General features: G+C 34.1%; 11 protein-coding genes. 4 read left to right on the top strand and 7 right to left on the bottom strand.

Going from position 1 to position 13,063, the window contains the following annotated elements:
* Positions 1-22 precede the first annotated feature (22 nt).
* From IPK14_27265 to IPK14_27255, 3 genes are all read right to left on the bottom strand, one after another.
* Entirely contained in the window at positions 23-730 is a 708-nt protein-coding gene (locus tag IPK14_27265; protein MBK7996936.1) for a zinc ribbon domain-containing protein, read from the bottom strand.
* The gene (locus IPK14_27260; protein MBK7996935.1) at positions 663-881 is read right to left on the bottom strand and encodes a zinc ribbon domain-containing protein; all 219 of its coding nucleotides are present in this window, start codon (positions 879-881) and stop codon (positions 663-665) included. Before IPK14_27260 ends, IPK14_27265 begins: the two co-directional genes overlap by 68 nt.
* A gap of 190 nt (positions 882-1,071) precedes the next feature.
* Positions 1,072-2,841 carry a tetratricopeptide repeat protein gene (locus IPK14_27255; GenBank protein ID MBK7996934.1) on the bottom strand — a complete coding sequence of 590 codons (1,770 nt, stop codon included), beginning with the start codon at positions 2,839-2,841 and terminating at the stop codon, positions 1,072-1,074.
* A 197-nt stretch (positions 2,842-3,038) separates the two neighbouring features.
* On the opposite strand from IPK14_27255, the gene IPK14_27250 reads away from it, so the two are divergent.
* Positions 3,039-3,398, top strand: coding sequence for a hypothetical protein (locus IPK14_27250; protein ID MBK7996933.1), 360 nt, complete (start codon positions 3,039-3,041; stop codon positions 3,396-3,398).
* Here IPK14_27250 and codA read toward each other — a convergent pair.
* Positions 3,376-4,656, bottom strand: a complete 1,281-nt coding sequence (gene codA / locus IPK14_27245; protein MBK7996932.1) for a cytosine deaminase — start codon at positions 4,654-4,656, stop codon at positions 3,376-3,378. The genes IPK14_27250 and codA overlap by 23 nt on opposite strands.
* Before the next feature lie 404 nt (positions 4,657-5,060).
* On the opposite strand from codA, the gene IPK14_27240 reads away from it, so the two are divergent.
* Positions 5,061-6,128 (top strand): VWA domain-containing protein, encoded by a 1,068-nt coding sequence (locus IPK14_27240; protein MBK7996931.1) that lies wholly within the window; start codon positions 5,061-5,063, stop codon positions 6,126-6,128.
* 8 nt (positions 6,129-6,136) lie between these two features.
* On the opposite strand, the gene IPK14_27235 is transcribed toward IPK14_27240, so the two are convergent.
* Complete coding sequence (locus IPK14_27235; GenBank protein MBK7996930.1) at positions 6,137-7,213, bottom strand: PilT/PilU family type 4a pilus ATPase; 1,077 nt, start codon at positions 7,211-7,213, stop codon at positions 6,137-6,139.
* A 137-nt stretch (positions 7,214-7,350) separates the two neighbouring features.
* Positions 7,351-8,103 carry a hypothetical protein gene (locus tag IPK14_27230; GenBank protein ID MBK7996929.1) on the bottom strand — a complete coding sequence of 251 codons (753 nt, stop codon included), beginning with the start codon at positions 8,101-8,103 and terminating at the stop codon, positions 7,351-7,353.
* A gap of 419 nt (positions 8,104-8,522) precedes the next feature.
* Here IPK14_27230 and IPK14_27225 point away from each other — a divergent pair, with 419 nt between their 5' ends.
* Positions 8,523-9,842: a D-alanyl-D-alanine carboxypeptidase gene (locus tag IPK14_27225; protein MBK7996928.1), complete on the top strand. Its 1,320-nt coding sequence runs from the start codon at positions 8,523-8,525 to the stop codon at positions 9,840-9,842.
* A gap of 1 nt (position 9,843) precedes the next feature.
* On the opposite strand, the gene IPK14_27220 is transcribed toward IPK14_27225, so the two are convergent.
* A complete protein-coding gene (locus IPK14_27220) occupies positions 9,844-10,986 on the bottom strand; it encodes an aminotransferase class V-fold PLP-dependent enzyme (protein MBK7996927.1) in 1,143 nt (380 codons plus the stop codon).
* A 96-nt stretch (positions 10,987-11,082) separates the two neighbouring features.
* Between IPK14_27220 and IPK14_27215 the strand changes: the two genes are divergently transcribed.
* Complete coding sequence (locus IPK14_27215; protein MBK7996926.1) at positions 11,083-13,041, top strand: GAF domain-containing protein; 1,959 nt, start codon at positions 11,083-11,085, stop codon at positions 13,039-13,041.
* Positions 13,042-13,063: the final 22 nt, after the last annotated feature.

Below are 13,063 nucleotides of genomic sequence, written 5' to 3'. Positions count from 1 at the left end.
GAAATTTATAATGTCTTAAGTATTATAACTCAAAGCGAAATAGCTGCTTTCCAATTAAAATAATATCGCCTGCTTTAAGCTCTACTTCTCCATCAATACGCTTAAAAGTTCCATTACGAGAATTTTCATCTACTAAAACAAATCGATCTCCACGATGAATAATGCGAGCGTGACGACCAGACATATAACCATCGTGGGGGAAGCGTATATCCCCATTATTACGTCCAATAATAGTTTCATCTGTATCAAGTTTATAAACTTCGCCATCTCCACCACCTTCTTGAATAAGCCTTAGTTTTGGAGAGGAACCACGAGATTGCATAGGTACTGTTTGTTCACCTGCTATTAGAGCCGATCCACAAGTAGCACAAAAACTACTTCCAGGTGTATTAATACGACTACAACTAGGGCAATTGACCATCCCACTACTAGCAGGTGTTGGTCTTGGAGCAACATCTATAGCTGGTGTTGGCATAGGTCTAGGAGCAGCTACAGCAGGTGATCCCACAACAGGTGCTGCTGGTTTGTTACTAATAGGTGGCATTGGTGGTGCTACTGGCATGGGTGGTGAAGCAGGAGGAGCAGAGGCTTTAGGCATTCCCATTTTGTGTAATTGGGAGCCACATTGCTGGCAGTAAGCCCAAGTAGCATCATTTACAGCTTTACAAGTGGGACAAAGTAGTTCTCCTGGCCAGGTGCTGGCCTGTTGCAGGAGCAGCAGCCTTGACATTGCCCATTGGGGGCATAGCCATATTTGGCATATAAGGACTAGGTTTAGCTGAAGCATTAGCCATTGAACCAACAGATTCTAATGGAGTGGCACACATCCGACAGATTTTCGCACTTGGCTGATTTTCCGCTCCACATCTGGGACAGATCATCTCTACAACTCCTTTTCTCTGCAATAGAAACGGGTCAAACCTTATAGTTATCTTAAATTTAGAAATTTTTAATTAGCTTGTTTGTGAATATAGAATTTATCAAGCAAGCAAAGCAAGCTAAATATATCACAGCCCTATTAACAAAAGCCATATTTTAACAAACAGAAAATTGACAATTTCATCAATAATCTTAATTACTGGCTGCTATTTTTAAGTTGTTCTTTTTTCCAATTAATTCTTCTAAGAAATTATATAGATCTGGATCTAAATCTAGTAATTCTTTACGAGTATGTCTAGCAGTTACACCAACATTTGGACGCTTAAAGTCAGATACATAAGCTTCATAGCCCTGAGCAAAATATTCCCATTCATTAGAAGCCGCATAATAATCTAAAACTTTTCCTGATTTAACGGCTGTTTGGTAAAGTTTGCGGATCTGCTCATTAACTTCACTAGACAAAACCGAAGTATGAACTTGATGAGCAAATTCATGTGCAATGGTATTAAAGCCACCTCTCATTGCTACATCTAAATACTCAATCCCAGAAACGGTGACTAATCCACCTACACCCCTAACACTAGCATAATAACGGCCATCAAAAGTAATACGGTTATCTAAGGATTCATAACCAATAACATCTGAAAGTTTTTTATCTACAGCTAATAAATAATGTTTTGCTCCCTTATGTTTTAGTTCTGCTAAATAATGGGCAAAAGGTAAAACAGCTTGTTCAATAACTTGTTGTTCAGTACGAGAGAGACGATTATAGTTAACAAAAACATCTGCAAGGTAAGGTAAACTACTAGCAGGTGTTTGATAGTACTCTCGCCAATCTGTTGCACCTACTTCAATACGAGCTTTTTCATGCAAACCATTGTAGGCTAGTGAAAGTTGTAAATGAGCTAAAGCATTGTCAGGATCTAGCTCTAAAGTTTCTGCTGCTATTTTTGCTGTTTTTAGATGATTGCCTAATGAAAGCTCACAAGCACCTAAACCTAATAAAGCACGAACTGATTTAGAATCTAATAAAACCACTTTTTGATAAAGGTTAGCAGCTTCTCGATATTTTCCTGCTTCTTTTAGGTTATCAGCACTAGTAATTAATGCTTGGCCTTCAGCAGAAAGCCTAATTGCGCCTTTTCGACTATTAAGATATTGAGAAAGCAGACGGCGAACTCCACTATTATAAGGGTTTAGTTCTAAAATATTTTTTGCTAGCTTACGAACAGCTTCTGGTTTTTTTTCTGCAACTCTAACAGCACATAAAGCCGCCATAGCTTCAACGTTGTATTTATCAACATCTAAAACTTTTTGTGCTTCTTGAGCAGCTAATTGATTACGATTCTGTTCTAAGTAAACTCTAGCTAGCAATACCCTGGCTTCTATGCGATCGGGTTCGCTACTAATTAGGTTTTGTAATAATTCTTCAGCCTTTAGATAATCACGCTTTAAGAGAGCAACACCTGCTTGACCAAGAATAGCTCCATAATAATTGGAAGAGTATTTTCTAGCATTAAGAAAATATTCTTGGGCTTTATCAGCATCCTCTAAAGTTAAGTGAAGGGTTCCATAAGCAGTTAGAAGTTGAGATGGAGAAAAAAACATTTCTGGAGGAATTTGGCTAGCTTGTTTTAAGTAAAGCATTGCTTGCTTATAGTTTAACTTAGTGCGTTCAATTTCAGCCAAACTAATTAAAGCTTCTAAATTATTATTATCATATCTTAATACTTCATGCCAAAGGCTTTCAGCCTCACTAAGCCGCCATTTGATACGCAAATCAACTGCTTGGCGAGTACGCTCAACTAGCTCTGTAGGAGCTAATTTTTTATTACTCTCCAAGGGGGCAAGAGAGGTTGTTATATCATTAGCAACGCTATTAGCGGCATTGCTTTTTAAGTTAGTATCCTGTTGGGCAAATACTACAGTGTTTCCTAGTCTAACAATCAGAGTAAACAACAAGATACAAAGAAAGCTAGTCAGCCTAAACTTTTTTTGCTTCAACACGTTTTTACCTGTGCGCGGAATTAAGTTTTTGGTGTTTTAATTTGTAGTTTTTTGATTTTACGACTTAAAAAGTTTACTTGCAATCCCTGATTTATCTGTCAAATAATTTTCTTGCCTTAAAATAGAAAAATTTTTTAAAGGAGTATTCATTTATGAGACATAAGCGGGATTTTTATACACCTTTACTACCATTTGATCTAACTCCTCTAGAAAATCATCAAGAACCTAACTTTGCTAAAGAAAGAGAAGTTTTATTAACAATATTTATTAATAGATTAAAAATTTTTTTAGCCAAAGAAAATAATTTATCTACACATATTCCATTACTAAAAATTCTACCTAGTCTAAATAAAGCTATGCTTGGTCAAAAACCAATAAAATTTACTGAAGAGCAAGCAGCAGAATTATTAAAAGAATTAGGAGCAATAGTTGAATCAAACCCCAGTTATTTAGGTCGTTCACGCTATCGTGTTAATTTTTCAAAAAATTTTATTTCTCAGCTAGAAAAGTAAAATTTATTTCTTCCGTTAAGTTTTTGATATGTATTTTTGTTTCTACTTTAGGTGTTTCAGCAATAACTTGACCATTTTTAATTACCAAAAGTGCTGTAGGTAATAACCTTAAAATATCAAATTCACTATAAGCATTTAGTACTACCAAATCTGCCTTATTTCCAATTGCTATACCATAATTATCAAGAGCTAAAGCACGAGCATTGCTAAAAGTAATCATATCTAAAATCGCGCTTTGTTCATCTCTTCCACTCATTTGGCACATATGTAGCAAAACAAAAGCAGCTTGTAGCATTTGCGCTCGGCCAAGTGGATACCAAGGATCCATTATTGAATCATGACCAATTCCAACATTAACCCCTGCTGCAAGTAATTCTTTTACTCTAGTTAAACCCCTACGTTTAGGATAAGTATCAAACCTACCTTGTAAAATTGAGTTATCTAGCGGGTTAGCAATAATGGAAACTTCGCTTTGTGCTAGAAGACGAATAAGCTTAAAAGCATAAGCATTATTATAAGAGTGCATTGCTGTAGTATGCCCAGCAACAACCCGTTTTCCTATTTTATGGCGTTTAGCCAAAGCAACAACATGTTCTAAAAATCGAGACTCATCATCATCAGTTTCATCACAATGAATATCAACAAAGCAGTTATATTTAGTTGCTAGCTGGAAAACTATTTCTAGTTCTTTTATTCCATCCTCTTTTGTCCATTCAAAATGTGGTATGCCCCCAACACAATCAGCACCAAGTTGCAAGGCTTCTTCTAGTAATTCTACGCCTTTTGGATAACAAAGTACCCCTTCTTGAGGAAAAGCAACTATTTGTAAATTTACATAGTCTTTTAAGTCAGTCTTTACTTGAAGTAAGGCTCTTAATGCTGTTAGGCTTTCATCACAAGTATCAACATGTGTTCGGATGTTTAGCGTTCCTTGAGCAATTGACCATTTTATTGCTTCTACAGCACGTTGATAGACATCGGAAAAAGTTAGATTTTTTTTTCTTTCACTCCAGATTTGAATACCTTCAAGTAGCGTTCCGCTTTGGTTATGGCGAGGTGTTCCGGCTGTAAGTACAGCATCTAAATGCACATGTGGATCAGAAAAAGGAGGTAAAACAATTGCGCCTGCTAAATCTATTTCTTGACTAGCTTTATTAGATAGATTTGGTGCAATTTCTTCAATAAAACCATTATTTATAGCAATATCAACAAGTGATAAATTAGCTCTTAATAAGCAATTACGTAAAATTAAATCCATAATTTATAACCTTATTTAAAGTATATTTTCTAGCTACATCATTCCCATAAGCTTACCAGCTAATAGAGCTAAAAAAGCTAGTAAAACAATAGTTGCAAGCCAAGGATGTTTTCCCATAGGGCATTTAGGGCTATTTTCTGTTGAGTTAATATCATCCATAAGAATTTCTCCAGAAAAAATTTTAAAAATTAAGTATTGACAAATTGCTTGAACATCCAACATATAGGCTTTTAAGACAATCAAACAATTATAATAACTTTTATAATAACTTTACCAAAAAGCTTTGAATAAGAAATTGGTTTGATTTTGCATCAGCTTTTTGATGCAAGAAAGCTATTTGCTGCAAATAATAATCGCTGTTAAAATCTAGTAACTTTAACCGCAAGATTAAAAAGGATTTATTTATGCTAAAAAGACTGCTTACTATCTTTATCATTTTACTATCTTTATCTATTAATTTAATCCCTGTCCCAAATACTAATGCTCAATCTGGCAAAGTTCGTCCAAAAGACAAAGACAAAAACCAAGAAGAGATTATTGATCAAAAAGGCGATGCTATAAAGATTGATGCTGCTTTAACTAATGTTGAAGTTACTGTAACAGATAAAAAAAGCGGTGGTATTTACCAAGGCTTAAAAGCAGGAAACTTTGCTGTATATGAAGATGGAGTCTTACAACAAATTACTAACTTTGCTGCTCTTGAAGCACCTATAACTTTAGTAATGGTACTAGAATACAGCCGTCAAATTAGCATAATTCGTAATGAAATAATTAACCCAGCAGGTCAATTTGTTACTAGTTTTGTACAACCAAAAGATCAAATTGCTATAGTTGCTTATGATGCTCGTCCTGCTGTACTTAATGACTTTACAGATAACCCTGGGCAACTTGCTAGTTCCGTTAACCTACTAGCTCGTAATGTTCCTGCTCTTAATGATAGTAATCTTTATGATGCTCTTAAATTTGTTATTGAAGGTGGCAAATTAGATAAGGTTGAATATGGTGGGGTGCAAGAAATTCCAGGACGTGTAGCCATTCTTTTAGTTAGTTCTGGCTTTGATACATTTAGCAAAATCACTTATGACAAAGCTCTAAAACTAGTACAAAATGCTGGCATTCCAATTTATTCAATAGGAATTGGAAATTTGTTTTTTAAGCTTTATGAAGCAAGAATGTCAGACGAACAAAGATTAGGTTTTTATCAAGCAGCTAATCAATTAAGGTCTTTTTCAGAACTTACTGGTGGACGTTATTTTCCTGTTACTTTTCAAGGTGAAATACCCACTACACTAAAATCTATTTCATTTCTACTACGTAGCCAATATAGCATAGGCTATTCTCCTACTAATACAAGAAAGGAAGGAAAAAAACGTAAAGTAGAAGTACATGTTGATATTGACGGTGATGCTAAACGAGATGATCAAAAATTAGTAATTCAGTACCGTAAAGTTTATACAGAGCCTAAAAATTAAATAATTAATTATTTTCCATTAAATGATATTGCACGCTCTACATTAGTTGGATGAGTGGCTGATTTTATTGCTGTAGCTAAATCTATTAATCCTTTTTCATAGAGATCTACAATATCTTGGTCAAAACTACGCATACCATAGTAATTTCGCCCTCGTTCCATATGATGGTAGATTTCATTGACTTTTTCATGGTTACGAAGACATTCAGCAATAACGCTATTTACTCTTAATATTTCAACAGCAGGTATTCTTTCATCTAAAGATTTTTTCATTAGTAGCCTTAAACTAATAATAGCAGCTAAGTTACTAGATAATCTTTCCCTAAGAGATTGCCTTTCTTGCTCTGGATAAAAACCTAAAATACGGGTAAAAGTTCTTTGTGTATCACTTGTATGAATGGCAGCTAATGTTAAATGCCCTGTCTCAGCAGCAGTTAAGACGGCTTCAAAGGTTTGGCTATCTCGTACTTCTGCGGCCATTATTACATCAGGACTTTGACGTAAGGCTTGACGTAGAGCAGTTTTATAATCTGCTACATCTTCTCCTATTTCTCTTTGAGTAACTATTCCTCTTGCTTTTTGATAAGTAAATTCAATTGGGTCTTCAATAGTAATAATATGTGCTTTGCGGGTTCGGTTAATGTGTTCAATTATTGCTGATAAAGTAGTAGATTTACCTTGTCCAGTAGCACCAGTAACTAAAACTAAGCCTCGTTGTAGATTGGTAATGTCGGCTAGTTCAATAGGTAGGTGAAGATCAGCAAACGATCTTATTTCAATAGGTATGACTCTTAAAATTATTCTAAAAACATTACGCTGCTTAAAAACGCTAGCTCGAAACCGTCCAACATCTGGCACTTCATAAGTAATATCAGCAGCAGTAAAACTAGCTATGTCTTCTAATCTATGTTGTAGTAACAAACGAGCAATTAATTCTGTGTCTCGCTCTTCTAAAAACTCAGCCTTTACATCCATCAATGTATTGTGGTAGCGAAAAATTGGGGGTTCTCCAACAGCTAAAATTACATCTGTTACTCCATCTTCTATAGCCATTTTCAATAAATTATTAAAAGCTTTTCTATTCATAAACTACCTATTTTTAGAAAATTAAGTTATTGAATCCTTTAACCAAAATAATAAACTGCTAGTTCATCATCAGGTTTTGTTTATTAGAGATATCGATGATATTTCTTATTTAGAATCAGCAAGTTAAAATTTGATCCTTAAGCATTTTTCTTAATAGAAAAATTTACTGCCAAATTTTCTGCTAAATCTCGCATACGAAACCAAAGATTGCTTAATGTTTGTCTAAAACTTAGAGCTATCCCACCGCTGTTAGGAGTTGGAATAATTAATGGTTGTGAGGTTGGTAAATGTAATTTTGCTGGTAAGGGGCGAGTTTGACCAAGACGGTCGCTACCTAAACCATATTTTGTTTTGTTATTAAAAAGCTGGTCAATTGTACCTGTATAACTACTATTACTGCTAGCAAAAGGTAATGTCTCACCTAAATGTGTACTAGGACGCTTAAATTCTAATGTCCTATTATCATTGGTTTTATATTCTGTAGGATAACTATTATTGTTTGATAAAACACCACTATTTCTTTCTAAATACTGGAGTTCTGACATATCAAACTCACGCAAAGTTTGTCTCATTTGTTCGCTATAAGACATTTTTCTTACATAAGTGGGTAGGAAGATTTGTGAAATTTTAGTTGTTTCTAATGAAGGAAATTCATCTAAAATATTTTGTAGTTTTTCAGCGACTGATCTTTGAGCTTGTCCCATTTGTTGAGTCATAGGAGCAGTAACATATTCTGCTTTAACTTTTTTGCCCATTTCAGCACGTTTAACTAAACTTGCCATTTGTGTTGTATGTGATTTTTTAGCTTTTTCTTTTATTAATTTTTCTCCACATCTACGGCAGTAGCTAAGATAGAAGGGAAATATCACTTGGCAAGATTGGCATAACATAACCTTTGTCTCCTAAAAACAATCTAATTTTTCTGGTATGCCAAACCTGAAAACAAATTCTATACCACAAAAACAAAAATTTTTTCTTAGCTCCAGGTAAATAAAATAATTCTAGCTAATAAATTTATCTAATTGATAAATCAATATGTTACAGAGCTTTGTTAAAAATAAATAATTTTTGCTGTTTTAATCATTTTTGGCACACACGCCATTTTTGGCAATGTAGTCAAATTTGACAAAACAAACTCTGCCAAATTTGGCAAAATATTCTTGAGTTTTTAAGCTATATCGCAATATATTTTAGGCTGTAAACGCTATTTGTAGAGACAACAAATTATTTCTTCAAACAAAACTATTTTGTACCCGTTTCAAATTTAACAATAATTAATAAATTTTTAAGTCTGAGGAGTTTGTGTAGAGTGAAAAAAGCGATTCTTACTTTGTCTGCTATCAGCTTATTATTACTGCTGTTTTTACCCTTTAGCGGAAAGTTTTTTGGAAAAAAAACTAAACCTGCTAATGAAACTGTTGCTAATGCTGATATTGATATAGCTAAATTAAAACCTCCTAAAAAGCTTTTATCACTAGAAAGCTATCTTAACCGTTTAAGTGAAAGCGGCGCACCAACAGAATCACAAGGCATTTTAATGCAAACACTTGAAGGTAAAGTTTTAGTTGAGCATAATGCAGATACTCCACTTAATCCAGCTTCCGTAATGAAATTATCTGTATCATATTTAGCACTTAAGCGTTTTGATCCAAATCATAAATTTAAGACTGTAGCTTATACCTATGGATTAATTGATGAATCTAAACAAGTTCTTTATGGTGATTTAATTATTGAAACAGAAGGAGATCCAAACTTTACCCTTGCTGATGCTAATAATTTAGCTGCTAGTATTCGTAGCCAAGGAATTAAAACTATAATAGGAGAGTTAGTTATAAAAGGCCCATTGCTACTGCGCCATACTTCAAATCAAATATATGTAAATACAAAATTAAGATCTAGTTTAGGATTACGTTTTACTAAACCAACCAAAACCAGCGAAACTTCCAAAAAAGACGATTCCAGGATTTTACTTGGTGTCCATAATTCCCAATCACTAAAAGAATTGCTTCTTTATATGAATGCTCATAGTGATAATTACTATGCTGAACATTTAGGGCAAATGCTTGGAGGAATTGAAGTAATAGAAAAAGAATTAGAATCAGAATTTAAGCTAAAAGAAGAAGAGCTAATTATTACTCATGCTTCTGGCCTAGATTACAATCGTATAACTCCTCGTGCTTCAATAAAAATTTTTGAGAAAATGGTTAAGCTCCTAAGATCCTACAAAATGCGTATAGAAGACATTATGCCTGTAATGGGGGTTGACTCAGGAACATTAGTAACTCGTTTAGTAGAAAGCTCTTTACAAGGTGCTGTTGTAGCTAAAACTGGCACACTGCATATTACTGATGAAGGAGCATCTATTCTCCAAGGTGTACTTTACACTAAGGAACATGGCCCAGTGCTATTTGCTATTTTTAATATGGTAGGTAAAGTAAATTACTTTCGTAATGAACAAGATACTTTACTAAAAGAACTTGTCACAGATTTATCTTTAACTCCAAAAGTAGTAAGGCTTGAAAATATATTTCCTGATAGTGCGCCAATTTTAACCGAAGTTAAAAACTTTCCTAGTAAAAAGGCTTATGGTCGTCGTAATGTTAGCATTAAGTCTAAAAAACGTCGTTAATTTAGCTAATTAATTTCCTTAGAGTTGTTAGCAGTTGATCAATATCTGCTTGGTTAATATAAAAATGAGGAGAAATTCTTAGCCAACCACATCGAGGGGCGCAAACAATTTTTTCCTTTAGCAACGCTTTATAGAATTGTTCTGGAGTAAATTTACTATGCCGGCAACAAACAATTGCTGATGCTTCTTCTCGTTTAGTTGGTGCAAGAGTTTCAAAACCTAACTCTTGTAAGCCTTTGAAAGTATACTCACATAAATCTAATAGATAATTTTCTATTTCCTTTGCACCTATTTTTAGCATTAGTTCCAAAGCTGCTTTTAATCCATAAATACCTACTGTGTTAGGTGTTCCACATTCAAAGCGTTGTGCTGAAGGTAAATAATCTAGTTTATATTCAAAATCTTCATCAAAACAATTCCACCAATTTTTTACTGATAGCCAGCCTACTGTAGTAGGTTGAATTAATTCTAAAGCTCTATTAGATAAAAACATAACTCCAACGCCTTCTGGCCCCATTAAAAATTTATGTGCATCAGCAGCAAATGTGTCTACAAAATCTCTTTCTACATCTAGCTCTAATGCCCCTAAAGCTTGAATTCCATCAACACAAAATAAAATATTATTTTCCCTACAAAATTTACCTATAGTAATTAAGTCAGCACGAAATCCACTAGAATATTGTACCCAGCTAAGAGCAATTACTTTAGTATGGCTATCAACTAGTTGAAATAAATTTTCAGGAGAAACTTTTTTATTTATTGTTTTAGCTAGTCTTAGCTCTACACCTTGTTGCTTTAATCTCATCCAAGGATAAATATTTGCAGGAAATTCTATATCACAACTAATAACGTTATCCCCATTAACCCAATTAATTCCATTAGCTACGGCAGAAATAGCATCAGAAGTATTTTTCATAAAAGCAATATTTTCTGCTTTTGCATTTAGTAATTTAGCTACTAAAAGACGAGTATTATTAACTGTATCAATCCATTGATGCCAATTTACAGAACCATTTTGAGCAATATCACTAGCAATTTTACTTATTGCAGATTCTACCATTGTAGAATAAGGAGTCACAGCAGCATGATTTAAGTAAAGATAATTTTGTGTGATTGGGAATAATTTCCTAATTTCTTCATTCATCTATTTTTATTCCTTCAATTTCTTAATAGGTTTTGATATTTTATCCAAGATATCACTAAAATATTTTTATAAAGAAACTCTGCCCCCGGAGGAGAAATGAAACAGCCTATTTACTATTTTGTTCATCAGCAACTATCTAATATTGTAAAAATACTAGAAAAAGACTATGAACTAATTCCTCTAAAAGGCGACTTTAAGATTGGTATAGTACAAAAAAACATCTTAACATCAACTGTTTATGGCATTATATTAGCCCCTATTAGCTTAATTTCAGAAAATTTTCCATTTATTGAACCCCATCCAAACCGATGTTTAATTGTTGTTGGTACAGAATTAGACTTTGAAAAGCTACCAGCAGAATTAATCAAAAAAATATATTGTCTATTGCCATCAAATTCTTCTGCACTAATGACAGGCAAGCAAATGGAAAATGCCTGCACCTTTCTGCATTCACGCGAAGTTGTAGAAAATGCACGTATTCGCCTAGAGGGACAAACCCAAATAATGTACGAGCTTAACCGCGTTGGAATGGCTCTTTCTGCTGAACGAAACACCGAACGATTGCTAGATATGATTGTACGTAAAGCTAGAGAAGTAACACGTTCAGATGCTGCAAGCCTTTATTTAGTTGAGCCAGACGGCAAAGGAGGCGAGCAACTACGTTTTAAGTATACACTTAACGAAAGTTTAGCAATTGAATCCAAAGCCCAATTTCAAGAATTTACCATTCCTGTTTCTTATCAATCAATTGCTGGATTTGTTGCTGAATCTGGCATTCCATTAAATATTGAAGACGTTTATCAAATCCCAATAGAAGCACCTTATGGTTTTAATCGTTCATTTGATGAGCGTAGTGGCTACCATACAAAATCAATGTTAGTTGTACCTATGTTTAATGCTTTTAACTATGTCATAGGAGTTCTACAGCTAATTAATCATAAAATTGCTACCAAAGTAAAAATTAATAATATTGAAGTTGCAAACCGTTTTGTTAATCCTTACCCGCAGGAATTAGTAGATTTAGCAACTTCCCTAGCCTCACAAGCCGCTGTAGCTTTAGAAAATTCTTTACTCTACCAAAATATTAAAAATTTATTTGAAGGTTTTGTAAGTGCTTCAGTAAAAGCTATTGAGCAACGCGACCCTACAACTTCAGGACATTCTTTTCGAGTAGCGGATTTAACCGTTGGACTAGCTGAACTAGTGGATAAATACGACCGCAAACCTTTTGGAGGTGTAAGTTTTAGTCGTGATCAATTAACTGAAATTCGTTACGCTTCTTTACTACATGATTTTGGTAAGGTAGGGGTAAGAGAAGAAGTATTAATAAAAGCTAAAAAGCTTTATCCATTGCAATTTGAGCTATTAAAATGGCGTTTTGATTTTTATCGTCGTACTGTTCAACTAGGATTTTCAGAAAGAAAACTAGAATATTTGCTAAAAAAAGGCCAAGACGCTTATTTAGCTAACTTGCCAGAAATAGACATAGATTTAGCTAATGAAATGAAGCATTTAGATGAAATGTGGCAAATGATAGTAAAAAGTAATGAGCCAACGGTTTTAGCAGAAGGTTCTTTTGAAAGACTGATAGAAATTGCTCAACGTAGCCTTCAAACCTATGATGGAAACACTATGCCGTTATTAAATGAACAAGAAATTCGGACACTTTCCATTCCAAAAGGCTCACTTAACGATCAGGAGCGTCGAGAAATAGAGCAACACGCTTATCACACCTTTGTTTTTCTTTCTCAAATACCTTGGTTAGAAGAATGGAAAAATATTCCCCGAATTGCCGGCTATCACCATGAAAAACTAAATGGACGTGGTTATCCTAATGGAGTTTCGGCTAATGAAATTCCAATCCAATCTCGAATGATGACAATCTCAGATATTTTTGACGCGCTAACAGCTTCAGATCGCCCTTATAAAAAGGCTGTTCCTGTAGATAAAGCTCTTAACATCATTGAAAGCGAAGTTAAATTAGGACAAATAGATAGCGATTTATTTAATCTATTTATTGAATCAAAAATCTACGAAATAGTGCTACATAAATAAAGCTAATGGATCCATCAGCAGT

This window comes from Blastocatellia bacterium (assembly GCA_016713405.1).
Taxonomy (GTDB): domain Bacteria; phylum Acidobacteriota; class Blastocatellia; order Chloracidobacteriales; family JADJPF01; genus JADJPF01.
This window is presented reverse-complemented; position numbering and strand designations above follow the sequence as displayed.